This is a genomic window from Lentzea sp. DG1S-22 (genome assembly GCF_036321065.1).
GTDB classification, from domain to species: Bacteria; Actinomycetota; Actinomycetes; order Mycobacteriales; family Pseudonocardiaceae; genus Lentzea; species Lentzea jiangxiensis.
Genome location: NZ_CP143276.1, coordinates 2,447,818 through 2,470,185, shown reverse-complemented (window position 1 = coordinate 2,470,185; position 22,368 = coordinate 2,447,818). Strand labels below are relative to the sequence as shown.

24 protein-coding genes and 2 pseudogenes are annotated in these 22,368 nt (G+C 72.1%); 14 read left to right on the top strand and 12 right to left on the bottom strand.

The features are described 5' to 3' along the window. Positions 1-45: 45 nt before the first annotated feature. From V1227_RS40625 to V1227_RS10605, 10 genes and pseudogenes are all read left to right on the top strand, one after another. A pseudogene (locus V1227_RS40625) lies at positions 46-345 on the top strand (alpha/beta fold hydrolase); the annotation flags it as partial. Positions 346-364: 19 nt separating this feature from the next. Beyond that, a complete protein-coding gene (locus V1227_RS10645; protein WP_329792339.1) occupies positions 365-808 on the top strand; it encodes an alpha/beta fold hydrolase in 444 nt (147 codons plus the stop codon). 70 nt (positions 809-878) lie between these two features. Next, the gene (locus V1227_RS10640; protein WP_329792338.1) at positions 879-1,205 is read left to right on the top strand and encodes a lycopene cyclase domain-containing protein; all 327 of its coding nucleotides are present in this window, start codon (positions 879-881) and stop codon (positions 1,203-1,205) included. After that, positions 1,198-1,515 carry a lycopene cyclase domain-containing protein gene (locus tag V1227_RS10635; protein WP_329792337.1) on the top strand — a complete coding sequence of 106 codons (318 nt, stop codon included), beginning with the start codon at positions 1,198-1,200 and terminating at the stop codon, positions 1,513-1,515. The genes V1227_RS10640 and V1227_RS10635 overlap by 8 nt, the downstream gene beginning before the upstream one ends. Continuing rightward, positions 1,502-2,194, top strand: a complete 693-nt coding sequence (locus V1227_RS10630; protein ID WP_329792336.1) for a class I SAM-dependent methyltransferase — start codon at positions 1,502-1,504, stop codon at positions 2,192-2,194. Before V1227_RS10635 ends, V1227_RS10630 begins: the two co-directional genes overlap by 14 nt. Then, positions 2,191-3,714: an FAD-dependent oxidoreductase gene (locus V1227_RS10625; protein WP_329792335.1), complete on the top strand. Its 1,524-nt coding sequence runs from the start codon at positions 2,191-2,193 to the stop codon at positions 3,712-3,714. The genes V1227_RS10630 and V1227_RS10625 overlap by 4 nt, the downstream gene beginning before the upstream one ends. Further along, positions 3,711-4,922: an NAD(P)/FAD-dependent oxidoreductase gene (locus V1227_RS10620; protein WP_329792334.1), complete on the top strand. Its 1,212-nt coding sequence runs from the start codon at positions 3,711-3,713 to the stop codon at positions 4,920-4,922. The genes V1227_RS10625 and V1227_RS10620 overlap by 4 nt, the downstream gene beginning before the upstream one ends. Then, a complete protein-coding gene (locus V1227_RS10615; RefSeq protein ID WP_329792333.1) occupies positions 4,919-5,284 on the top strand; it encodes a cryptochrome/photolyase family protein in 366 nt (121 codons plus the stop codon). Before V1227_RS10620 ends, V1227_RS10615 begins: the two co-directional genes overlap by 4 nt. Next, a pseudogene (locus V1227_RS10610) lies at positions 5,209-5,957 on the top strand (cryptochrome/photolyase family protein). The gene V1227_RS10615 and the pseudogene V1227_RS10610 overlap by 76 nt, the downstream one beginning before the upstream one ends. Next, positions 5,957-6,358: a hypothetical protein gene (locus tag V1227_RS10605; RefSeq protein WP_329792332.1), complete on the top strand. Its 402-nt coding sequence runs from the start codon at positions 5,957-5,959 to the stop codon at positions 6,356-6,358. Before V1227_RS10610 ends, V1227_RS10605 begins: the two are co-directional and overlap by 1 nt. On the opposite strand, the gene V1227_RS10600 is transcribed toward V1227_RS10605, so the two are convergent. From V1227_RS10600 to V1227_RS10585, 4 genes are read right to left on the bottom strand one after another with little or no spacing between them, the layout of a single operon-like run. Continuing rightward, entirely contained in the window at positions 6,355-7,221 is an 867-nt protein-coding gene (locus V1227_RS10600) for a MerR family transcriptional regulator (RefSeq protein ID WP_329792331.1), read from the bottom strand. The genes V1227_RS10605 and V1227_RS10600 overlap by 4 nt on opposite strands. Then, positions 7,218-7,385 (bottom strand): WhiB family transcriptional regulator, encoded by a 168-nt coding sequence (locus V1227_RS10595; RefSeq protein WP_329792330.1) that lies wholly within the window; start codon positions 7,383-7,385, stop codon positions 7,218-7,220. Before V1227_RS10595 ends, V1227_RS10600 begins: the two co-directional genes overlap by 4 nt. Positions 7,386-7,406: 21 nt before the next feature. Beyond that, on the bottom strand, positions 7,407-8,390 hold the full coding sequence (locus tag V1227_RS10590) for a DUF5914 domain-containing protein (RefSeq protein ID WP_442916483.1): 984 nt from the start codon (positions 8,388-8,390) through the stop codon (positions 7,407-7,409). Beyond that, positions 8,380-9,306 (bottom strand): phytoene/squalene synthase family protein, encoded by a 927-nt coding sequence (locus tag V1227_RS10585; RefSeq protein ID WP_329792329.1) that lies wholly within the window; start codon positions 9,304-9,306, stop codon positions 8,380-8,382. The genes V1227_RS10590 and V1227_RS10585 overlap by 11 nt, the downstream gene beginning before the upstream one ends. A 145-nt stretch (positions 9,307-9,451) precedes the next feature. Here V1227_RS10585 and V1227_RS10580 point away from each other — a divergent pair, with 145 nt between their 5' ends. Beyond that, entirely contained in the window at positions 9,452-10,528 is a 1,077-nt protein-coding gene (locus V1227_RS10580; protein ID WP_329792328.1) for a polyprenyl synthetase family protein, read from the top strand. A gap of 26 nt (positions 10,529-10,554) precedes the next feature. Continuing rightward, complete coding sequence (gene crtI, locus V1227_RS10575; protein ID WP_442916482.1) at positions 10,555-12,015, top strand: phytoene desaturase family protein; 1,461 nt, start codon at positions 10,555-10,557, stop codon at positions 12,013-12,015. An 87-nt stretch (positions 12,016-12,102) separates the two neighbouring features. Here the strand turns inward: crtI and ppk2 are convergent, their stop codons facing one another. Further along, a complete protein-coding gene (gene ppk2 / locus V1227_RS10570; RefSeq protein ID WP_329792327.1) occupies positions 12,103-13,062 on the bottom strand; it encodes a polyphosphate kinase 2 in 960 nt (319 codons plus the stop codon). Positions 13,063-13,240: 178 nt separating this feature from the next. Here ppk2 and V1227_RS10565 point away from each other — a divergent pair, with 178 nt between their 5' ends. Beyond that, entirely contained in the window at positions 13,241-13,537 is a 297-nt protein-coding gene (locus V1227_RS10565) for a hypothetical protein (RefSeq protein WP_329792326.1), read from the top strand. Here the strand turns inward: V1227_RS10565 and V1227_RS10560 are convergent. The 4 genes from V1227_RS10560 to V1227_RS10545 are packed head-to-tail and all read right to left on the bottom strand — an operon-like array spanning position 13,534 to position 17,983. Next, on the bottom strand, positions 13,534-14,883 hold the full coding sequence (locus V1227_RS10560) for a GH1 family beta-glucosidase (RefSeq protein WP_329792325.1): 1,350 nt from the start codon (positions 14,881-14,883) through the stop codon (positions 13,534-13,536). The genes V1227_RS10565 and V1227_RS10560 overlap by 4 nt on opposite strands. 21 nt (positions 14,884-14,904) lie before the next feature. After that, positions 14,905-15,792, bottom strand: a complete 888-nt coding sequence (locus V1227_RS10555; protein WP_329792324.1) for a carbohydrate ABC transporter permease — start codon at positions 15,790-15,792, stop codon at positions 14,905-14,907. Between the two features lie 4 nt (positions 15,793-15,796). After that, positions 15,797-16,717 (bottom strand): carbohydrate ABC transporter permease, encoded by a 921-nt coding sequence (locus tag V1227_RS10550; RefSeq protein WP_090096988.1) that lies wholly within the window; start codon positions 16,715-16,717, stop codon positions 15,797-15,799. 9 nt (positions 16,718-16,726) lie between these two features. After that, positions 16,727-17,983 (bottom strand): ABC transporter substrate-binding protein, encoded by a 1,257-nt coding sequence (locus V1227_RS10545; RefSeq protein ID WP_329792323.1) that lies wholly within the window; start codon positions 17,981-17,983, stop codon positions 16,727-16,729. 239 nt (positions 17,984-18,222) lie between these two features. Here V1227_RS10545 and V1227_RS10540 point away from each other — a divergent pair, with 239 nt between their 5' ends. Then, a complete protein-coding gene (locus tag V1227_RS10540) occupies positions 18,223-19,254 on the top strand; it encodes a LacI family DNA-binding transcriptional regulator (RefSeq protein ID WP_329792322.1) in 1,032 nt (343 codons plus the stop codon). Positions 19,255-19,348: 94 nt separating this feature from the next. On the opposite strand, the gene V1227_RS10535 is transcribed toward V1227_RS10540, so the two are convergent. The 3 genes from V1227_RS10535 to V1227_RS10525 are packed head-to-tail and all read right to left on the bottom strand — an operon-like array spanning position 19,349 to position 22,346. Continuing rightward, positions 19,349-19,822, bottom strand: coding sequence for a MarR family winged helix-turn-helix transcriptional regulator (locus V1227_RS10535; protein ID WP_236218722.1), 474 nt, complete (start codon positions 19,820-19,822; stop codon positions 19,349-19,351). A gap of 26 nt (positions 19,823-19,848) precedes the next feature. Further along, on the bottom strand, positions 19,849-21,879 hold the full coding sequence (locus V1227_RS10530; protein WP_329792321.1) for a xanthine dehydrogenase family protein molybdopterin-binding subunit: 2,031 nt from the start codon (positions 21,877-21,879) through the stop codon (positions 19,849-19,851). Further along, on the bottom strand, positions 21,876-22,346 hold the full coding sequence (locus V1227_RS10525; protein ID WP_329792320.1) for a (2Fe-2S)-binding protein: 471 nt from the start codon (positions 22,344-22,346) through the stop codon (positions 21,876-21,878). The genes V1227_RS10530 and V1227_RS10525 overlap by 4 nt, the downstream gene beginning before the upstream one ends. Positions 22,347-22,368: the final 22 nt, after the last annotated feature.

Below are 22,368 nucleotides of genomic sequence, written 5' to 3'. Positions count from 1 at the left end.
GACACCCTGTGGTTCTGGGCGAGTCCGCGGGGCAACCCCTCGCGCGTGCCCGCCCTGTCGCCGTGCTGGACGCGTGGCGACCCGGACGGCGCGGTGGTCGTGTTCACGCACGGGACCCTGGACGACCACCACAGCTTCGACCCGCTGGTTCCGTTCTTCGTGGAAGCCGGGTACCGCACGGTCACGTGGGACCCGCCCGGCCACGGCAGCAGCGAGGACGGCGAGCACTTCGACCTGACGAAGGCCTCCCGCGACCTGCCGGGGTTGCTCGACGAGGCGGCTGTGCTGATCGGGCACTCCCTGGGCGGCTACATCAGCGAGGAAGCGGCGATCGAGGCACCGCACCGGGCTCGACGCGCTGGTCGTGATCGGTGCCACCAGCCTCACCCTGAAGCCCTCGCTGCTGCCGATGATCGCGTTGCGGTTGTCCGTGCCCCTGCTGCGGCTCGCGCCGAAGCGGTGGGTGCGGCGGCGCGCCGCCGGTCACAGCACCTGTTCCGAAGGAGCACGCGGTCATCTCGACCGAACGGCGCGGCGCGTCAGCGACGGCACGCTGGTGCATGCCCGGGGATCCTTCGTCGACGCCATCCGGCACATCGACCCGCGCCGGCGGCTGCGGGTGCCGACGCTGGTCTGCCACGGCGAGCACGACCTCTCCGGCATCATCGCGTCCGCGGCGCCGGAGTGGGCGCGGCGGCACCCGCTGGTCCGGCACCATGTCGTCCCCGGTGCCGGGCACCTCGCGCACCGCGACAACCCCGGCGCCACGGCCCGTGTCGTGCTGGACTTCCTGCGCGACTTCAGGTGAACACGAAAGTGCCCGCGTCCGTTGTGCAGAGTCGCCGCGCCGCCCATACGGTCGTCACAGGAGGTCGGCGATGCGAAGCCAGTACGAGTACCTGGCGGTGCTGGGCGTGTGCGTGCTCATCACGGTGCCGCTGGAGTGGATGGGGCGCGGTGTGTACCGGCGCGTCCCGGACCTGGCGCGTGCCATCGCGCCGGTGCTGCTCGTGCTCGCGGTCTGGGACGTCGTCGCGATCCTGCGCGGGCACTGGCACTTCCACCCCGAGGCCACGACCGGCGTGCTGGTCGGTGGGGTGCTGCCGGTCGAGGAAATCCTGTTCTTCGTGGTGATCCCGTTGTGCGCGGTGCTGACGTACGAGGCCGTGCGCGGCCATTCGGAACGTTGGTCGCGCAATGGTTGAGGAGTACTCGCTCGCCGCCACGGCGGCGGTCGTGGTGGTGCTGCTGCTCGAGTTCTGCCTGTTGCGCACCGGTTTGTTCAAGCGGCCCGCCTACTGGGTCACGATGGCGATCGTGCTCGGCTTCCAGGTCCCGGTGGACGGATGGCTGACGAAGCTCGACGCGCCGGTCGTGCTCTACGCGGACTGGGCGATCACCGGGGTGCGGGTGCCGTGGGACATCCCGGTGGAGGACTTCCTCTACGGGTTCGCGATGGTCACCGCCGTGTTGTTGTTGTGGGAACGGGGAAGGCTGGCACGTGAACAAGCTTGAGGTACCGGGGAAGTTCGACCGCGCCGCCCGCGGCTACGACTTCCTCGTCGGGCTCAACCCCGGCTACCACCAGGCGCTGCGCCGCTCGGCGATGGCGCTCGGCCTGAAGCCCGGCATGCGGGTGCTCGACCTGGGGTGCGGCACGGGCGCCTCCACGGCGGCCCTGGTCGCCGCCGCGCCGGGCGTGGAGATCGTCGCCGTGGACGCGTCGGAGGGCATGCTCGAGCGGGCGCGGCAGAAGCGCTGGCCCAGGACGGTCAGGTTCGTGCACAGCCGTGCCGAGGACGTCGACGAGGGCCGGTTCGACGCGGTCTTCGCCGCCTACCTCGTGCGCAACCTGCCCGACCCGGACCCGGTGCTGCGGAAGATCGGCTCGATGCTGAAGCCCGGCGGAACGCTGGTGCTGCACGAGTACTCGGTGCGCGACTCGCTGCTCGGCACGGCGGTGTGGACGGCGCTGTGCGGGTTCATCGTCCCCGCGGGCTGGCTCGCCACCGGGGACCGCTCGCTCTACACCTACCTGTGGCGCAGCGCGATGGACTTCGACGGCGCGTCCGCGCTGCGCGATCGATTGCGGCGCAACGGCTTCAACGGCGTGCGCAGCGCACCGCTGCCCGGCTTGCAGCTCGGTGTGGTGCACACCTTCCGCGGGCACGTGCCGGAACAGGAGCAGCGGTGAGGGATCGCAGGGCGGTGCGGATCCCGGCGCCGGCCGGGCGTGCGCAGTTCGGCGGGGACGCGCCCGTGGTCGCCGTGGTGGGGGGTGGCATCGCCGGGCTCTCCGCCGCGACGCTGCTCGCCGAACGCGGCGCTCGGGTGGTGCTGTGCGAGCGGGAGAAGTACCTCGGCGGGCGCGTCGGCGGCTGGAGCACCCGGCTCGCCGACGGCAGCGAGGTCACCATGACCCGCGGCTTCCACGCCTTCTTCCGGCAGTACTACAACCTGCGGGCGTTGCTGCGGCGCGTCGACCCGGCGGGCCGGGCCCTGGTCGGCATGCCGGACTACCCGCTGCAGCACGCCTCCGGCCACCGGGACGGCTTCGCGAACCTGCCGACGACCGTGCCGTGGAACGCGCTCGCCTTCCTGCGCAGCAGTCCCACGTTCCGGTGGCGCGACCTGCCCGGCATCAACGCGCGGGCCGCGCTCTCGCTGCTCGACGTGTCCGTGCCGAGGGTGTACGAGGAGCTCGACGGCATCGACGCCGCCACGTACCTGGAGCGGATCCGCTTTCCCGAGGCTGCGCACGCCCTCGCCTTCGAGGTGTTCTCCCGCAGCTTCTTCGCGCACCCGACCAGGATGTCGGCCGCCGAGCTCGCGGTGATGTTCCACATCTACTTCCTCGGCTCGGCCGAGGGGCTGCTGTTCGACGTGGCCGCCGACCCGTTCCCGCACGGGCTGTGGGAACCGCTGCGGCGCCACCTCACGTCGCTGGGCACCACGGTGTGCACGGGCGTCGAGGTCCGCTCGGTGCTGCCGGGCGAGCAGAAGCGCTTCTCCGTCACCATCGGAGGCGGTGCGATCGAGGCGGACGCCGTCGTGCTCGCCGCCGACGTCCCCGGTCTGCGGGGTCTCGTCGGCGGCTCGCCCTCGCTCGGCGACGCCGCGTGGCGCGAGAAGATCGGCGAACTCCGCACCGCGCCGCGGTTCCTCGTGTCGCGGTACTGGCTGGACTCCCCGGTCGACCCCGACCGGCCCGGCTTCCTCGGCACCGGCGGCCACGACCTGCTCGACAACATCAGCGTGCTCAACCACTACGAGCACGAGGCACGGGCCTGGGCCGCCCGGACCGGCGGGGCCGTCGTGGAGCTGCACGGTTACGCGCTGCCGTCCGACGTGGACGAGCAGTCCGCGCGGGCCCGGCTGTGGCACCAGCTCACCGAGGTCTACCCGGAGACCAAGCAGGCGGGGATCGTGGACGAACGGCACGAGCTGCGCGAGGACTGCCCGCTGTTCCCGGCCGGTGGGTACGCGGGCAGGCCGGGGGTGACCACACCGGACGACTACGTGGTGGTCGCGGGCGACCTCGTGCGCGTCGACCTGCCGGTCGCGCTCATGGAACGCGCCGCCACCACGGGGTTCGCCGCCGCGAACCACCTGCTGAGCCGCTGGGGCGTCGCCGGCACCGACCTGTGGAGCGTGCCGACCGAGGGCCGGGTGCCGTTGCTGCGCTCGGCGGCCCGTCGCTGGAGGACGCTGTGATCGTCGTCGTGGGAGCCGGTCTCGCCGGGCTGAACGCCGCCCTGGAGCTGACCGCGGCGGGCTTCGAGGTCACCGTGCTGGAGGCTTCGGACGAGGTGGGCGGACGCGTGCGGACCGACGTCGAGGACGGCGTGCGGTTCGACCGGGGCTTCCAGATCCTGCTGCCCGGCTACCCCGAGCTGGAGCGGCTGGAGCTGGGCCCGTTCCCGCTGCGGCACTTCCGGCCGGGCGCGTTCGTGCACGACAACGGCAGGCACGACCTGCTCGCCGACCCGCGCAGCGGACCCGCCGCGTGGGACGGGTTCCTGCGCCAGCACGTCCTGAGCGCGCGGGACGTGGCCGCGGTGGCGCGCTTCTCGGTGCCGGACGCCTTCGGCCCGGTCCGGCCGCTGTTCGGCGCGCCCGACCGCACGACCTGGGAGGGGTTGCGGGAGCTGGGGGTCTCCGACCGCGGGGTCGAGGCGGTGTTCCGCCCGTTCCTGTCCGGGGTGTTCCTGGAACGGGAGCTGACGACGTCGTCGCGGTTCTTCCACCTGGTCTGGCGCAGCTTCGCCCGTGGCGGCGCGGCGGTGCCCGCCCTGGGGATGGGGGAGCTGCCCAAGGCGATGGCGGAACGCCTGCCGAGGGGCGTGGTGCAGCTGGAGACCGCGGTGCGGGCCGTGCACGACAACGGCGTGGACCTCGAGGACGGTGGAAGGGTCACCGCGGACGCCGTGGTGGTCGCGACGGACGGCACGACCGCGGCGCACCTGCTGCCCGGCCTCGTCGACCCGCTCTGGAACGGCGTCACGACGTGGTACTTCCGCCCGCCGCGCTCCCCGCTGCGGGACGGCTGCCTGGTCGTCGACGCCGGGGGCGGTCCGGTCGTGAACACCGCCGTGATGTCGGAGGTGTCGCGCCCGTACTCGCCGCACGCCCCGCTGGTGCAGGCTTCCGTGGTCGGCGAGGCCGGTGAGCAGGACGTCCGCCGGCACCTGGCCCGGCTGTACGGCACGGACACCAGCCGGTGGGAGGTGCTGCGGCGCTACGACATCCCTCGGGCGATCCCGGCCATGACCGCGCCGCGCAGGCTGAAGCAGTCCGTGCGCGCGGGCGATCGGCGGTACGTGTGCGGTGACCACCGCGACACCAGCTCGATCCAGGGGGCGCTGCACTCGGGACGGCGGGCGGCCCGCGTCGTGCTCGCCGACCTGCGCGGTGCGCGGTGACGCTGCTGCTCTTCGGCGACCAGTTCGGGCCGCACTTCCACACGACGCACGACGAGATCCTGCTGGTCGAGTCGGCCACCGCGCTGCGCCGAAAGCCGTACCACCGGCAGAAGCTGCACCTCGTGCTGTCCGGCATGCGCCACCTCGCCGCCGAGTTCCCCGGCCGCGTCACGCTGGTCCGCGCGGAGACCTACGGCGAGGCGATCCGGAAGGTCGAAGGCCCTGCCACCGCCTACCAGCCCGGTTCGCACGCCGCCCGGCGGATGCTGACCGAGCTCGGCGTCGAGTGCTGCCCACGCCCGGGTTCGCGTTGTCCCGCGCGGAGTTCACCGCCTGGGCCGGCACACGCCGGCGGTTCCTGATGGAGGAGTTCTACCGCTACCAGCGCACCGCTTCGACGTGCTGATGGAGGGCGGGTCCCCGGTCGGGGGCCGGTGGAACTTCGACGCCGAGAACCGCGAACCGCCGCCGAAGCAGAGCGCGCTCGGCGTCGCGACCCCGTGGTGGCCGGAGGAGGACGAGATCGACGCCGGGGTGCGCGCCGACCTCGACGCGATGGACCTGCCCGCAGTGGGCGAGGACGGCCCGCGGCGCTTCGCGATCACCCGCGCGGAAGCGCTGCGGGCGCTGGAGGTCTTCGTCCGGGACCGCCTGCCGCACTTCGGCCCGCACGAGGACGCGGTGCTGACGCGCGACTGGACGATGGCGCACTCGTTGCTCTCCGTGCCGCTCAACCACGGGCTCCTGCACCCCCTCGAAGTCGTCCACGCGGCGGAGGACGCCTACCGCGGCGGCCACGCGCCGCTGGCGAGCGTCGAGGGCTTCGTCCGGCAGGTGCTCGGCTGGCGCGAGTACGTGTGGCAGCTGTACTGGCACCTCGGCGAGGACTACCGGCGGCGCAACGGCTTCCACGCCACGGCCGAGCTGCCGCGGTGGTGGAGCGAGCTGCGGCCGGGGGAGTGCGGGCGGCCTGCCTGCGCACCGCCCTGGAGGGTGTCCGCGGCCACGGCTGGGTGCACCACGTCCAACGGCTGATGGTGCTGGGGAACCACGCTCTGCAACGGGGCTACGACCCGGCCGCGCTCAACGACTGGTTCGTCACGTCCTTCGTGGACGGCTTCCCGTGGGTCATGCCGGTGAACGTGATCGGCATGAGCCAGCACGCGGACGGCGGCACGATCGCGACCAAGCCGTACCTCAGCGGCGGTGCCTACCTCAACCGCATGACCGACCACTGCCGGACCTGCTGGTTCGACCCCAGGCGGCGCACGGGAGACCGCGCCTGCCCGTTCACCGCGGGCTACTGGGCGTGGCTCGACCCGCACGAGGAACAGGTCGCCGGGAACCACCGGATGGCTCGCGCCGTGCGAGGTCTGCGGCGGCTCCCCGACGTGGACGAGGTGCGCGTGCAGGAGCGCGACCGCGAGGTGTTCTAACCGCGCACGCGGTCCAGGACCAGCTCGACCGCCTCGCGCAGGCTCCGGGGCCGGTGCACGAACGACGGCAGCGGCACGCCCTCCCAGCCGGAGCCGGCCACCGCGACCACCGGGTCCGACCCGGTGCCGAGCCGCTCCAGCGGCACGCGCCGCGCCAGGTCGGGCCGGTGCGCCCACACCAGCACGACGGTGGGCCGCAGACGGGTCACCGCGTCGCGCAACGCCTCGGCGGGAACGCGGGCGCCCAGGTTGCCCCACAGGCAGCCCTCTTCGGACAGCGCCGCGCCCAACGCCTCCAGGGGCAGCCAGTGCTGCTCCTCGGGCGCGCACGACAGCAGGGCGGCGAGCACACCGGGACTGCTCGTGCGGGGGATGGCGCGCAGGGCGTGCAGCACGCTTCCGCTGGCGAGGTGCTCGACCTCCACGCCCAGCCCCGTGCGGACGACCTGGTCGCCCAGTTCCACCAGGGCCGGGACGAACACGTCCTCCCACGCCGACACGACGCCGTGGCCGGTGATGAGCTTCGAGGCGAGGTCGGCCATCATCGGCTCGTCGAGCCGGTTCGCGGCGGCGAGGAACCCCCGCTGGGCCACCACCGCTTCCTCAGGGGTGATCGGCGTGCGCGGGCCGTCGGACGGCGCGACCGGCTCCTGGCGTGCCAGCACGGCGGCGGCGGCCGCCGACACGCCCTGCGCGGTCAGGACGACCATCCTGCGCAGCACCTCGACATCCGCGTCCTCGTAGCGGCGGTGGCCGCCGTCCGTGCGGATGGAGGGGCCCAGCCCGTAGCGCTGGTCCCAGGTTCTCAGCGTGGTGGGGGCGATGCCCAGCATCCCCGCCACCGCGCGCGGCGTGTACGTCACGTCCTGCGCGCGCGTTTCGCGAGCATCGCCCTCAACTCACCCTCACCCGGTCCGCCCCCGATGCCGGAGGTCTTGTGCACTTCCAGCGCGTGCGAGCGACATTTTTCCATGACCGGGCAGCGTCGGCAGATGGCCTTCGCCACGGCCTCCCGCTGATCGCGCACGAAACGAAGCAAGTCAGCCCGTCAGTCGGGGAACCGCCCTGTCCGGCGCAGTGCGTACCGGCGTTCGGCGTAGGCGAGGTCGTCGCGCCACAGCCGGGCGGCCGCCCACCTCATGACCGGCCGCAGCGCGCCCGCCGCCGGCCTGGCCAGCGCGAACCCCGGCCGTTCCGAATGCGCGATGGTCGCCTCCACCACGGCGGTGCGGCCCTCGCGGATCGGGGTCGCGTGGGTCTCGACCACGCTGCCCCGGCCCTCGCCCTCGACGATGTGCATCACGATCGTGCGCGGCTCCGGGCAGGTGAACGCGGCGATGACGGGCACCCCGACCCGTCCGGCGAGCCGGAACGTGACCTCCACCAGGAACCGGTCCTCCGTCTCGGTGGGGGTCTCCAGGACGTGCAGGTTCGCGAACGAGTAGGGGTGGAACCACGCGCCGTGCCAGGGGTCGAGCCGGTTCGCCACCACGTCCTCGGGGTCGCACCGGCCGATCAGCGTGGCCACCGCGTCGATCGACCCGGCCGGCGGACGCTCCGGCAGCACGGGAGCGTCCAAGGGGTCCTCGCCGCCCACCTTGTCCAGGCGCACCCACACCAGCACGCCGTCGTCGTGAGCCGGGAACGGCGTCCACGCGCCGAACCGCGTGCCGTCGAGCGCGAGCCCGTGCCAGCGGCAGATCAGCTTGCCCTCGGCCACCGCGCCGTCGCACAGGGGTGCCCCGAGGTGCGGGCACGAGCCCGAACCCGCCATGAGCACGCCGTGCGGCCCGCGCCAGAGCACGACCTCCTGACCCGCGATCGTGCGTCCGCAGGGCTTGCCCTTCACGACGTCGCTGCTCGCGCCCGCGACGAACCAGTTGCCGGACGGGCGCGCGGTGGCGCGCTTGAGCGCCGCCTCGATGAGCGCAGGCTTCGCGTCCTGCCACGTCGGCCTCTGCTCGCGCCACGGAGGGCTCGAGTAGATCCGCAGCGGAATCCGGTCGCGGATCGACTTCTTCTCAGGCGGCACGGGCGAACACCGCCCTGGCCAGAGCGGGCAGGGCGACGGCGAGCCGCCTGCCGTGGGAGACGACGACGCGGCGCGACAGCACGTCGCAGTCCGCGTCCTCGACGAGGTCGAGGATCCGCCCGTAGAGCCGGTAGGCGGTGAGCACGCACGGCCGGGAGCGCGGTGCGAGCATGCCGATGCCCGGCCACGCCTGCTCGTAGATCCGCCGGGCCCGCCGCACCTGGTCGCGCAGCGCGGCCCTGACCTGCCGGTCCGCCTTGCCGGACGCGCGGGCGTGCAGCAGGCGCTCGCGGTCCACGCCGAACTCCGCGAGCTCGTCGGCGGGCAGGTAGACGCGGTTGCGGTCGAGGTCCTCGCCGACGTCGCGGATGAAGTTCGTGAGCTGGAAGGCGACGCCCAGGGCCGCCGCGGCGGGCTCGGCCTCCTCCCTGGACGTGCTGGTCCCGAGCACGGGGAGCACCTGCAGGCCGATGACCGCGGCGGATCCGTGCACGTACCGTTCGAGGTCGCCGAACGTGGGGTAGTCGGTGACGGTGAGATCCATCCGCATCGACGCCATGAAGTCGTGGAAGTGCTGGACGGGGATGTCGTAGCGGTGCACGGTGTCGATCAACGCCGACAGCACCGGGTCGTCTCCCGCCCGGCCTTCGAACGCGTCCCGGAGGCGGACCTCGATCGCGCCCAGGGCCTGCGCCTTCTCGTCAGGTCCACTGTGGACGTCGTCGACCACGTCGTCCACCCAGCGGGCGAACCCGTACAGGGCGTGCACGGCGGGGCGTTGCTCCGCGCTGAGCAACCTCGTTGCCAGGTAATAGGTACGGCCGTGCAGCGCGTTGAGCTCACGGCAGCGCCTGTACGCGTCGCGCAACGCCGGTGCGGTGATGCCCGCGGCGTCCAGTTCGCGTTCAGCCGACATCAAGCGGTCCTTTCGCGGAGAAGGTGCCTCCAAGCTAAGTCCCCGAGTTGTGCTCCGCACAACGGCACGGCTCATCATGCAGATCGTCCGGCGCGCTGCTTAGCTCAGTTCACCGAACGCCCGACTACTCCCAGAGGGAACGCCGATGTCGCTGCTGACCAGCGTGGACGCCCGCCCGTCGCAGGTGGACGACTTCCGCGTCCTCCTCGACGAGGCGCTGCACGAGTTCCTGCGCGCGAGGCAAGACCTGGCGCCGGAGCTCTCCGCTGAGCTGCGCGGACTCGTTCTGGCCGGTGGCAAGAGGATCCGCCCGACGTTCGCGTGGTGGGGCTGGCGCGCGGCAGGAGGGTCGCCACCGGCTGACGCCGTCGTGCGGGCGATGGTGGCGCTGGAGCTGCTGCAGTGCTGCGCGCTCGTGCACGACGACGTGATGGACCGTTCGGCGACCAGGCGCGGCAGGCCGTCCGTGCACGAGTCGTTCGCCGCGCAGCACCGGCGTGAGCGGTGGGCCGCGAGCGCGCGCCAGTACGGCGACTCGGCGGCGATCCTGGCCGGTGACCTCGCCCTGGCCTGGGCGGACGACGCCCTGGTCACGGCGGGTCTGCCCAGCGACGTGCTGAGCCGCGCCTGGGGCCCGTGGCAGGCCATGCGGACCGAGATGATCATGGGTCAGCACCTGGACCTGCTGGCCGTCGCCCGCCGCGAGGAGTCGCTCGAGGCCGCGGTGCGCGTGGCGGCGTTGAAGACCGCGGCGTACACCGTCGAACGCCCGCTGCACCTCGGGGCGGCCCTCGCGGGCGCGGGCGCGGACGTCGTCGACTGCCTGCGCGCGTACGGCCACGACATCGGTGTGGCCTTCCAGCTCCGCGACGACCTGATGGGGGTCTTCGGCGACGCCTCGGTCACCGGCAAGCCGGTGGGCGAGGACCTGCGGGAGGGCAAGCGGACGCCGTTGATGGCCATCGCGTTCTCCCGCGCGCAGGACATGCCCGCGGCGCAACGGCTGCTTCGCCGGTGCCTGGAGAGCAGCAGCGTGAGCGACCGGACCGTCGACGAGGTCCGCGCGCTGCTCGTGGAGCTGGGCGCGGTGGCCGCCGTGGAGGAGCACATCGAGAAGCTGGCGGCCTCCGGGCTGGCGGCGCTGGACCGTGCTGTCATCGACGACGAGGCGCGCCGCGAACTGGTGCGCCTCGCCAACCGGGCCGTCCAGCGGACGACCTGAGCGAGAGGAACGCAGTGGTTCAGGTGGTGAAAGGCCGCACCGACCGGGTGGTCGTGGTCGGCGCGGGCCTGTCGGGACTGTCGGCGGCGCTGCACCTGCGCGGCGCGGGCCACGAGGTGACCGTCCTCGAACGGCACCCGCATCCGGGCGGTCTCGCGGGCCGTCTCGACGTCGACGGGCATCGGATCGACACGGGTCCGACCGTGCTGACCATGCCGGAGCTGCTGGACGACGCGTTCGCCGCCGTCGGGCAGAAGCACGAGGACCACCTCGAGCTCCTGCCGCTGCACCCGGCGTACCGCGCGACGTTCGCCGACGGCAGCGCACTCGACGTGCACACCGACGCCGGTCGCATGGAGCAGGCGGTCCGCGACTTCGCGGGCGACCGGGAGGCGCAGGGGTACCGCGAGCTGCGGGCGTGGCTGACGGAGCTCTACGAGGTGGAGAAGGACAGGTTCATCGGCGCGAGCTTCGACTCGCCGCTGGACCTCGTCGGCCGCGACCTCGTGCGGCTCACCCGGCTCGGCGGGTTCGGCTCGCTGGACAAGGCGGTCGGGCGGTTCCTGAAGGACGAACGGCTCCGGCGCGTCTTCACGTTCCAGGCGCTCTACGCGGGCGTCGCACCGAAGGACGCCCTCGCCGCCTACGCCGTCATCGCCTACATGGACACCATCGCGGGCGTGTGGTTCCCGCGCGGCGGTATGCGCGCCATGCCGCAGGCGTTGGCCGACGCCGCCGCGCTGGCCGGCGTGACGTTCCACTACGGGGTGGAGGTCGAGCAGCTCGAACGCTCCGGCCCCCGCGTCACGGCGGTGCGCACGGCCGATTCGCGCATCCCCTGCGACGCCGTGGTCCTCGCCACCGGGCCCGCTCAGAGCTCGCGGCTGCTGCGCGGCGAACCACGCCGTGTGCTGCCGTTGCGGTGGTCGCCGTCCGCGGTGGTCGTGCACCTGAGCGCCCGGCGGGTGGTGGACGACCTCGCTCACCACACGATCTCGTTCGGCGACAAGTGGAACAGCACGTTCGACGAGATCGTCCGGCAGGGCAAGCTGATGAGCGATCCGTCACTGCTGCTCACCACGCCGTCGCTGACCGACCCCGCGCTCGCCCCCGAGGGCAGGCACCTGCAGTACCTGCTGGCGCCGTGCCCGAACCTCGACGCCGCGCCGCTGCGCTGGGACGCGATGGCGCAGCGGTACGCCGAGCAGATCATGGAGGAGATGGCCGCGCGCAAGCTGCTCGTCGACGCCGAGCCGCTCGCCGTGGTGACGCCGGACGACTGGGCGCGGGACGGCCAGGCCGCCGGCACGCCCTTCTCGGCCGCGCACACCTTCGCCCAGACCGGGCCGTTCCGGCCGACCAACCTGCCGTTCCGGCGGGGCAACGTCGTGCTGGCGGGGAGCGGGACGACGCCGGGCGTGGGCATTCCACCGGTGCTGATCTCCGGCCGGCTGGCCGCGGAGAGGCTGCGGCGGCCGGGGGAGTAGAACGGTTGCACGCCGGGATGCGGGCACGGTCTGTGGCCGCATCCCCGTCGGCGAGCGTTCGGGCTGTGAGCTGTGGCCTCGCAGCCGTCACGGGTGCAAGCCGGGACCCGCTTCCGCGCTGGGAGCGATCGGGGTGGGGCTGAGGGCGGTGTCGTCCTCGCCCTCCTCCAGCAACGTGGCGGCCGGCCCGACGATGCGCACGTCCGGGGTGCCGATCGCCTCCTCGTCCTTGTCGGTGTAGTCGAAGCGGGACAGTACGCTGCGCATGGCCTCGATGCGGGCGCGCTTCTTGTCGTTGCTCTTGACCACGGTCCACGGTGCGATCTCGGTGTCCGTGGCGCGCAGCATCGCGACCTTCGCCTCGGTGTAGTCGTCCCAGCGGTCGAGCGACTTGATGTCGTTGGGGCTGAGCTTCCACTGCCGCACCGGGTCGATCTGCCGGATGACGAACCGGGTGCGCTGCTCGTTGCGGGACACGGAGAACCACAGCTTCACCAGCAGGATGCCGTCATCGACGAGCATGCGCTCGAACTCCGGCACCTGCCGCATGAAGCGGTCGTACTCCTCCTGCGTGCAGTAGCCCATGACGTGCTCGACGCCGGCGCGGTTGTACCAGGAGCGGTCGAACAGCACGATCTCGCCCGCGGTGGGCAGCTCGCGGACGTAGCGCTGGAAGTACCACTCGCCGCGCTCCCGCTCGCTGGGCTTGCCCAGGGCGACGGTGCGGGCGCCGCGGGGGTCGAGGTGCTCGGTGAACCGCTTGATCGTGCCGCCCTTGCCGGCCGCGTCCCTGCCCTCGAACAGGACCACGAGCCGCTGGCCGGTCTCGGTGACCCAGTACTGCAGCTTCAGCAGCTCGATCTGCAGCAGCCGCTTCTGCCGCTCGTACTCCGGACGGCCCATCCGCTCGGTGAACGGGTAGTTCTCCTGCCACGTCAGCACTTCGCTGCCGTCGGCGCGGCGCAGGACCGGTTCGTCGGCGTCGGGGAACTCGGCGGTGTAGCCCTCGACGGACAGGTCCGCGGATTCGAGAGTCAGGTCTGTCACGAAAACGTACATACCCGACGTACGGAAGTGGAAAACCGCCGGACAGGGGCGTGTACCGCCGCTCGGCGGCCGAGCCGGGGGCTGTGCGGGGGCGGGGAGACGCCGGTGGCCTTGGCGGTGGAGGTGGGTGCGGGGCCGGTGCCGATTGCGTGGGCGGTGGGTCAGGACGACCCCGGCGGTGTTCATGGCCGTGGTGCTGTCGGTGGTCTTCGCGGCGGAGGTGGGCGCGGGGCCAGGGCCGATCGCGTGGGCGGCGGGTCAGGACGACCCCGGCGGCGAGTGCGGGACCTTCGGCGTGCCCCTGGGCCGGGACGGGCCGCGGGGCAGCGCAGCGGCCTCGCGGTCGCACGTCACCGGGCCGCCCGCCAACCCGCCGCACCGCCTGGGCGCCGGGCGCGCGCCGAAGACCTTCGTCCTCGGCGCGCGCCACGACCACCCTGACCCCGGAGGTCCCGGCGGGCGGCTGTCCCGCTAGCGAGCCCCGATGAACGAGCGGTACCAGTGGTAGCTGGCGCGCGGGGTGCGTTCCTGCGTGGCGTAGTCGACGTGGACCAGGCCGAACCGGTGCTTGTAGCCGTGCGCCCACTCGAAGTTGTCGAGCAGCGACCAGCAGAAGTACCCGCGCAGGTCCACGCCCGCCTCCGCGGCCGCCCCGGCGGCCGCGATGTGGTCGCGCAGGAAGGAGATGCGGTCGTCGTCCTGGAAGCCCTCCACGTCCGGGTAGACGCATCCGTTCTCCGTGACGTACACGGGCGGCAGGCCGGGATGCCTCCGCTTGAGGTCCGTCAGCGCCGTGGTGAGGCCGACGGGCTCCACCGGCCAGCCCATGCCCGTGCGCGGCACGTCCGGGAGCCGGGTCGTGTCGACGCCGATGTCGTGGGCGGTGCGCTTGGCCGGGTCCGGCTCCCGGTGCGGCGCGTCGGCCACGTGCAGCCGGTAGTAGTAGTTGAGGCCCACGTAGTCGAGCGGTTCGCCGATGATCGCCAGGTCGCCCTCCCGCCGGAACGAGAAGTCGGTGATGTCGCCGAACACCGACTGCGACTCCTCCGGGTACGCCCCGCCGAACAGCGGGTCGGTGAACTGCCTGCGCAGCAGGACGTCCTGGCGGGTCGCGGCGGCGACGTCGGCGGGGGAGTCCGTCACCGGCACGGCCGGGGACTGGTTGAGCACGATGCCGAACTCCTGCTCGGCCCGTCCGTTCGCCCGCATCGCCCCGACGGCGAGGCCGTGGCCCAGCAGCAGGTGGTGCACCGCCGCCAGCGCCCCGTGGCCCTCCCGTGCGCCGGGAGCGTGCCGGCCCTCGGCGTAGCCGACGATCGAGGAGCAGTACGGCTCGTTCAGCGTGGTCCACTTGCGGACCACGTCGCCGAGCGAGTCGTGCACGAGAGCGGCGTAGTCGGCGAACCGGTGCGCGGTGTCGCGGCTGCGCCACCCGCCCTCGTCCTCCAGCGCCTGCGGCAGGTCCCAGTGGTACAGGGTGAGGAACGGCTCGATCCCCCTGCCCAGCAACCCCTCCACGAGGCGGCGGTAGAAGTCGAGGCCGCGCTGTTCGAGGCGTCCCCTGCCCTCCGGCAGGATCCGCGACCACGAGACGGAGAACCGGTACGCGTCGACGCCCAGGTCGCTGAGCAGGCGCAGGTCCTCCTCCCAGCGGTGGTAGTGGTCCGCCGCCACGTCACCGGTGTCCCCGTTCGCGACCGCCCCGGGAACCGCCGCGAAGGTGTCCCAGATGGACGGGCCGCGGCCGTCGAGGCGGGCCGCGCCTTCGATCTGATAGGCCGAGGTCGCCACACCCCAGCGGAAGCCGGCCGGAAAACTCACAACAGTCTCCTCTGCGAGGGGTCAGCCCTTGACGGCGCCCGACATGATGCCGCCGACGATCTGGCGGCCGAACAACAGGAACACGGCCAGCACGGGCACCGTGCCGATGGTCGCGGCGGTGAGCACGAGCGTGTAGTCGGTGGTGTACCCACTGGCCAAAGTGGACAGAGCGGTCTGCACGGTCGGGTTCTCCGGCGTGAGCACCACCAGCGGCCAGAAGAAGTCGTTCCACGCCTGCATGAACGTGAACAGGCCCAGCACCGCGGCCGCCGGGCGGGCCGCGGGCAGCGCGACGTGCCAGAACAGCCGCAGCGAGTGGCAGCCGTCCATCCGGCCCGCCTCCAGCAGCTCGTCCGGGATCGCGCGCTCGAAGTACTGGCGCATGAAGAACACGCCGAACGCCGTCACGAGCCCCGGCACGATCACCGCGTGGATCTCGCCGGCCCACCCGAACTCGGCCATCATCATGTAGAGCGGGATGATGCCGAGCTCGGTCGGGATGGCCTGGGTGCCGATGACGAGCAGCAGCAGGACATTGCGGCCGCGGAACTTCAGCTTGGCGAACGCGAATCCCGCGAGCGTCGAGAACAGCACCACCGAGATGGTCACCGTGCCCGACACGAAGATCGAGTTCATCAGCGCCAGCGCGAAGTCCGTGGTGTCGAAGACCCGCGCGATGTTGGCGAAGAGGTTGCCGCCCGGCACCAGCACCGGCGGCACGCTGTCGATCGCGTCCGGTGTCTGCGAGGACACCACGAACGACCAGTACACGGGGAAGGCCGACCCGGCGAGGATCGCGATCAGGGCGGCGTAGGTCCACGGACCGGCCACCCGCCTCGCGAGCCTGCGCGCCCTCGTCGAGGGGCCGGCCGGGGGCGCCGGCGCGGGGCGTTCCAGCACTGCGGTCATGGGGTCACTCCGTCCGGATCCGCTTGGTCACCAGGTAGCCGAACCCGGCGACGACGACGGTGGCGATGGCGAGCACGACCGCGATCGACGAGCTGTAGCCGAAGTCGTACTTCGTGAAGCCCTGCTCGTATAGGTACAGCGCCGCGGTCTGGAACTGCCGGTCGGAACCGCCGGTCGCGGCCGCGGCGCCGGGGTTGAACAGCAGCGGCTCGGCGAGCAGCCGCATGTTGCCGGTGGTCGCGATGATCGTCGTGAAGATGATCTGCGGCCGCAGCAACGGGACCGTGATGCGCCAGAACTGCTGGCGGCCGTTCGCGCCGTCCAGGGTGGCCGCCTCGTACAGCGACGGCGAGATCGCCTGCATGGAGGCCAGGAAGATCAGCGCGTGGTAGCCCGTCCAGCGCCACACCACCATCACGGCGATCGCGATGTGCGAGGTGGCGGTGCCCGCCTGCCAGTCGATCTGCCCGGCGCCGAACAGGCCGAGCAGCCAGTTGAACAGACCGAAGTCCCGGCCGAACAGCTGCGCGAAGATGATCGTCACCGCCGCCACCGAGGTGATGTTCGGCAGGATCACGCCCATCCGGAACAGCGTGCGGGTGCGGACCTTGCGGTTCAGCAGCTGCGCGATGACCAGCGCGAACAGGATCTGCGGAACCGTCGTGAGCAGCCACAGGCTCAGCGTGTTGCCCATGGCGTTCCAGAAGTACGGGTCCGCCATGAGCGCCGCGTAGTTGTCGAACCACACGAAGGTCGCCGCGTCGGACTCGAGCAGGTTGCGGTCCTGCAGCGAGACCCAGATCGTGTAGAGCAGGGGGAACAGCCCGAAGACACCGAAGATCAGGAAGTACGGCGCCACGTACCCGTACGGCGCGAACTTCGTGTCCCAGCGGTGCCTGCGGACCGTCTTGTCGATCACAGCCATGTCAGCGGATCACTTCTGCACGTCGCCGACGAACTGGCGCCACGAGTCCTCGCCGTTCTGCTTGCCCTGCTCGACGCGCTGCATCGCGTTGCCGATGGCGGTCTGGATGTCGCCGGCCTTCGGGCCCTGGTACTGCGGGTTCAGCTTCTTCGCCGCGTCGGTGAACAGCTTGCCGATGGGGGCGTCGTTGAAGTACGGGTTCTTGTAGTCGACGATCGACGGGTCCTCGTACAGCTTCGGCGTCGACGGCAGCAGCCCGGCGCTCTTGAAGACCTTGGCCTGCTGCTCGGGCGCGGTCAGCCACGCCGCCAGCTCCACGGCCTTGTCGATGTTCTTGCCCGACTTGGGCACGGTCAGGTAGGAGCCGCCCCAGTTGCCGCCACCGCCGGGAACCGCGGTGACGTCCCACTTGCCCGCGGCCTCGGGACCGGCCTGGTCCTTGATCTTCGCCATCTGCCACGCGGGGCACGTCACGGTCGCGAACTGGCCCTGCTTGAAGCCGGTGTTCCACACGGGCGTCGAGAACAGCAGCTTCGCGGACAGCCCCGAGTTCACCCCGTCGACGACGAGGTCCCAGGCGTCCTTGATCTCCTTGTTGTCGCCCACGACGATCTTGTCGGTCTTGTCGTAGTAGCCGACGGACGCCTGGCCGACGATCGCGTTGAGGACGGTCGGACCGCCGTCGAACCACTTGACGCCCTCCGGCGCCTTCTCCTGGAACTTCTTGCCCGCGGCCATGAAGTCCTGCCAGGTCGGCCACAGCGCGGCGACCTGGTCTCGGTCGGCGGGCAGCCCGGCGTTCTGCAGCAGGTCGCGGCGGTAGCAGATGGCGAGGCCGCCGACGTCGGTGCCGTAGCCGATCTGCTTGCCGTCCTTGCTCAGCGATCCCTCCCACTTCCACGGCAGCCAGCGGTCCTTGAGCTGGTCACCGCCCTTGGTGTTGAGGTCCACGAACTTGTCCGGCGTCGCCTTGAACTGGTTGACGTAGCCGGTGTCGACCGCCTCGATGTCCGCCGTGCCGCTGCTGGTCGCGAGGTGCGCGGCGAGGTTCTTGTGGTGGTCCGAGTAGGACGCGGTCCTGTCGCTGATCTCGATGTCGGGGTGGGCGGCCTGGTACTCCTTCAGCAGTTCGGCGTACCCGAAGTTGCCGAACAGGCCGATCGTGAGCTTGGTCTTGCCACCGGACGCGGTGCCGCTGCCACACCCGCTGAGCACCAGGGCGGTCGCCATCACGGCGCAGCCGAGGGCGAGGGATTTGGGGCGCATGTTCCAGGCCTCCGTCGATTTTTGGGCGCGTTGAAGCTGGAGAGGTGGTTCTTTTCGAACAGGTGAACCGGCGTGGATCGGAAATCGCCGGCCGAAGATGTGTGGCGACTATGACAACGGGGTTACGCGCCATGAGTCAAGTAACAGATTCATAAACTCCGCTCGCGGCGCAGCTGTTTGACGAGCGGAAGTGCTGCTCGTAGGGTCTATGTAACCGCTTACGGTGAAACGGAGGCCCGATGGCGACCGGGCGTGAGATCGCCCAGCTCTGCGGGGTGTCCGTGGCGACGGTGTCGCGCGTCTTCAACCAGCCGGGAACGGTCAACGAGGAAACGCGCGAACGAGTGCTGCGGGTCGCGAAAGAGCTGGACTACCGGCCGAACGAGTCCGCCCGCGCGTTGTCGACCAAGCAGTCGACGATGATCGGCCTCGTCTGGGACACCGACCACCGCAGGCCCGGCTGGCGGCACCCGTACCTGCAGGACCTCCTGATCGGCCTGAAGTCCGCGCTGAGCGCCCACGGCTACCACCTGCTGATGCTCGCGACGAGCGGCGACGCCCGCGAGGTCGGCGCCTCCCTGGCCGACCCCGTCGGTTACGTGAACATGACGCGGCGCCACCACCTCGGCGGCCTGGTGCTGATCGACAGCGGCTCCGACGCCAAGGCCTTCGAGGCGTTCGCCCAGTCCGGTGTTCCGTGCGTGGCGCTGGACGTCGCGGTCGAAGGGCCCCGGGCGACGTACGTGACGTCGGACAACGAGGGCGGCGCCTGGTCGGCGGTCCGGCACCTGGTGTCGCTGGGGCACTCGCGGATCGCCACGATCACCGGACCTGAGGGGAACCAGCCCTCACGGGCCCGTGTTTCGGGCTACCGCAGGGCTTTGCGGGAGGCGGGGATCGCGTCGCGCGACGACTACGTCGTGGCCGGGGACTTCTACCGGGCCAGCGGAACCGCCGCGATGCAACGGCTTCTGGCGTTGGACGAGCCGCCCACGGCGGTGTTCGCGGCGAGCGACGAGATGGCGGTGGGGGCGCTGCTCGCCGCCCGTGCCGCCGGGCTGGTGGTGCCACGCGACCTGGCGCTGGTGGGGTTCGACGACATCGAGGTCGCGTCGGTGGTGGAGCCGGCGTTGACGACGGTGTCGCAGGACAAGCCGGGGTTCGGGGTGGCGGCGGCCAAGGCGATCATGGCGATGATCACGGGGGCGGAGAAGGAGGGGCCCCTCGTGCTGCCGACGACGTTGGTGGTGCGGGAGTCCTGCGGAGGCTGAACGCCCGGTTGCGCGGAGTGCGGCAGGTCGTGGTTCGCCGCCGGCTTCGCGGAGGACCTCCGACCGGGTCCGCCGCCGGTGGGGAGACCCGCCCTCAGTCCTCTGTGGACGTCGCCGCCGCGATCAGCGCGATCAGCTGCCGCCGGAAGTGCTCGTAGTCGTCCACGGCGCCGAGCAGCGTGTCCGACTCGCGCTCCTCGCGGCGGGCGGCGGCCAGGGCGCGGCGGCCCGCCGGCGTGATCTTCACCGACGTCCGCCTGCGGTCCTTCTGGTCCTGGCTGCGCACCACGTGGCCGCCGCGGTCGAGGTGCTCGATCGTGCGGCTCATGGTCTGGTCGGTGACCCTGCAGAGCAGGGCCAGCTCGCGCTGCGAACGCGGGCCGTCGGCCAGGTGGTGCAGGGTGATCATGCCCGCGTGGGTGAGGCCGCGACCCGCCAGGAAGTCCTCGAAGCGCTTCTCGACGACGCGGGCCGCGACCGACAGGAGCCTGCCGGTCGGCCAGGAGGCGACGTCCGCGCCCACCTGGTCCGGGCGGTGCGCCACCGCCAGCTCGTCTCCCTCGGCCACGGCCCCATCATCCCAGACCCGCCCGATCACCCCACGTCGGTCCCGAACGGCATGCCGGTCACCGGTCCCTCGCCCGCCAGTGCCGCGGCGATGGCGGCGGCGGCCGGGGGGTAGGCGAGTTCGCCGAGGCCGCCGAGCGGGGCGTTCGACTGCACGATGGTCACGTCGATCTCGGGTGTTTGCCCGATTCGCGCCCACGCGTAGTCACCGAACGACGACTGCGCGACGTGTCCGTCCCGGACCGTGATCTGCGCACCGAGCACAGTGGACAGAGCGTCGACCACGCAGCCCTCGACCTGCGCGCGGACGCCGGACGGGTGCAGCGCCACGCCGACGTCGACGGCCGCGTGCACGCGCAGCACCCGGCGCGCGGACGGGTCCGCCACCGCGATCACCGCGATCGCCGAGCCGTACTCCTCCAGGCACGCGACACCGCGGTGGGTGCCCCGTGCGGGCGGCCTGGTCCAGCGGGCCCGTTCGGCCGCGGTGTCGAGCAGGTGGTGCAGGCGCGAGCCCGCCGGGAGCAACGAGCGGCGCAGCGCCACCTGGTCGAGGCCGGACCGGGCGCCGATCTCGCTGAGGAAGTTCTCCTCGGCGTAGACGAACTGGCCCGCGTACACGGCCCGCCAGAACCCGGTGCGCAGCGGCGCCGGCCGGACGGTGACGGTGACGTCACCGGGCACGCCGTACGGGAAGTGGTCGCCGCTGGCCTTGATCAACGCCGGGTTGCTGAAGAACGGCAGCACGGTCAGGCCCCACGTCGCGACCTCGTGCGCGCGCCGCACGGGCACGCCGCCCGCGCCGATCTCGGCCGACAGGCGGTGCACCGACATCGGCCGGTACGAGTCGTGCCGCATGTCGTCGGCACGCGTCCACAACACCTGCACGGGAGCGCCGACGCGACGCGAGCAGGCCACGGCCTCCAGCACCGGGTCCGGCTCGATGCGACGACCGAACGCGCCGCCTGAGGTCGTCGTCTCCACCCGTACGGCCGTGGCGGGCAGACCGAGTTGGCGGGCGAGCTGGGTGCGGAGACCGCCGGGGTCCTGCGTGGGCGCCCAGATGGCCACGCCATCCGGACGGACGTGCGCCGTGGCGTTCATCGGCTCCATCGGCGCGTGCGCGAGCAACGGCATCTCGTACACGCGCTCGAAGCCGGTGACCGGGCTCTGCGCGGGCAACGCCGCCCGCAGGTCCGCGAGCCACGTGCGGCTGTCCGCGGTGGGGGTGCCGCCACCCCACGTGATCTTCAGGGCGTCCCTGCCCCGCAACGCCTGGTGGGTCGACCTCGCGATCACCGCGACACCGCCCTGACCGTCGGCGGGCGCTGTGAGCGTCAGGACGTCGACCACTCCCGGCAGGCCGCGGGCCGCGGTGTCGTCCACGGACTGCGGCGTCGCGCCGATCCACGGCGGACGGGCCACGACCGCGACCAGGGAGCCGGCGGGACGGGAGTCGATGCCGTACCGGGTGCGGCCGGTGACGATGTCGCGGGCGTCCACCCGCCCGTCCCGGGTCTTGCCCAGCAGCCGCCACCTCTCCGGCGGCGTGAGCTCGACGGGCACGGTGGCGGGGTCGAGCGCGGCCGCCGCGGGGACGAGCGCCCGGTAGGCGAGCCTGCCCCGGCGTGGGTGGCGCACGGCGCCGTCGCGAGCGGTGCACTCGGCCACCGGCACGCCCCAGCGCTGCGCGGCGGCCGTGACGAGCAGGCAGCGCGCGGTCGCCGCGGCGGTGCGGATCGGTGTGGCGAGCTGCCGCACGGACGTCGAGTTCGCCACCGCCTGCGAGCCGTACCGCTCCGTGTCGCCGGCGGCCTGCTCCAGCGCGACGTCGCGGACGCCGACCGCCAGTTCCTCGGCGACCATCAGGGCCACCACGGTGCGCACGCCCTGACCGGTGTCCGGGCGGGGCACGGTCGCGGTGATCCGGCCCGAGTCGTCCAGTCGCACGAACACGTTCGGCACCAGCCCGCCGGAGGAGGCGAGCGCGGGGATCGGCACCGCCACGACCAGCGCGCCGACTCCCGCGCCGCGCAACAACGTCCGCCTGCTGATCACCGTTGCTCCCTCATGATCCGGCTCGCGCGGCGCACGGCGTCGCGGATGCGCGGGTAGGTGCCGCAGCGGCAGACGTTGTCGCGCAACGCCTCCTCGATCGCGGCGTCGTCGGGGTCGGGGTCGCGGGCGAGCAGCGCCGCCGCGGCCATCACCTGGCCGGGCTGGCAGTAGCCGCACTGCGCCACGTCGAGCTCCCGCCACGCCCGCTGCACCGGGTGGTCGCCGTCGCGCGACAACCCCTCGACGGTGGTGATCCTCGTGCGCACGCTCTCGGCCGTCGTCTTCACGCACGGCCGCGCCGCCTCACCGTCCACATGGGACGTACAGGCACCGCACAGGCCGACACCGCACCCGTACTTGACGCCCGTCAGTCCCAGCTCGTCGCGCAACACCCACAGCAGGGGAGTCTCGCCGTCGACGTCGACCTCGCGTCGTTCACCGTTGACGCGCAACGTGTATCGGGCCACCTGGGGTCCTCCTGATTTGCTC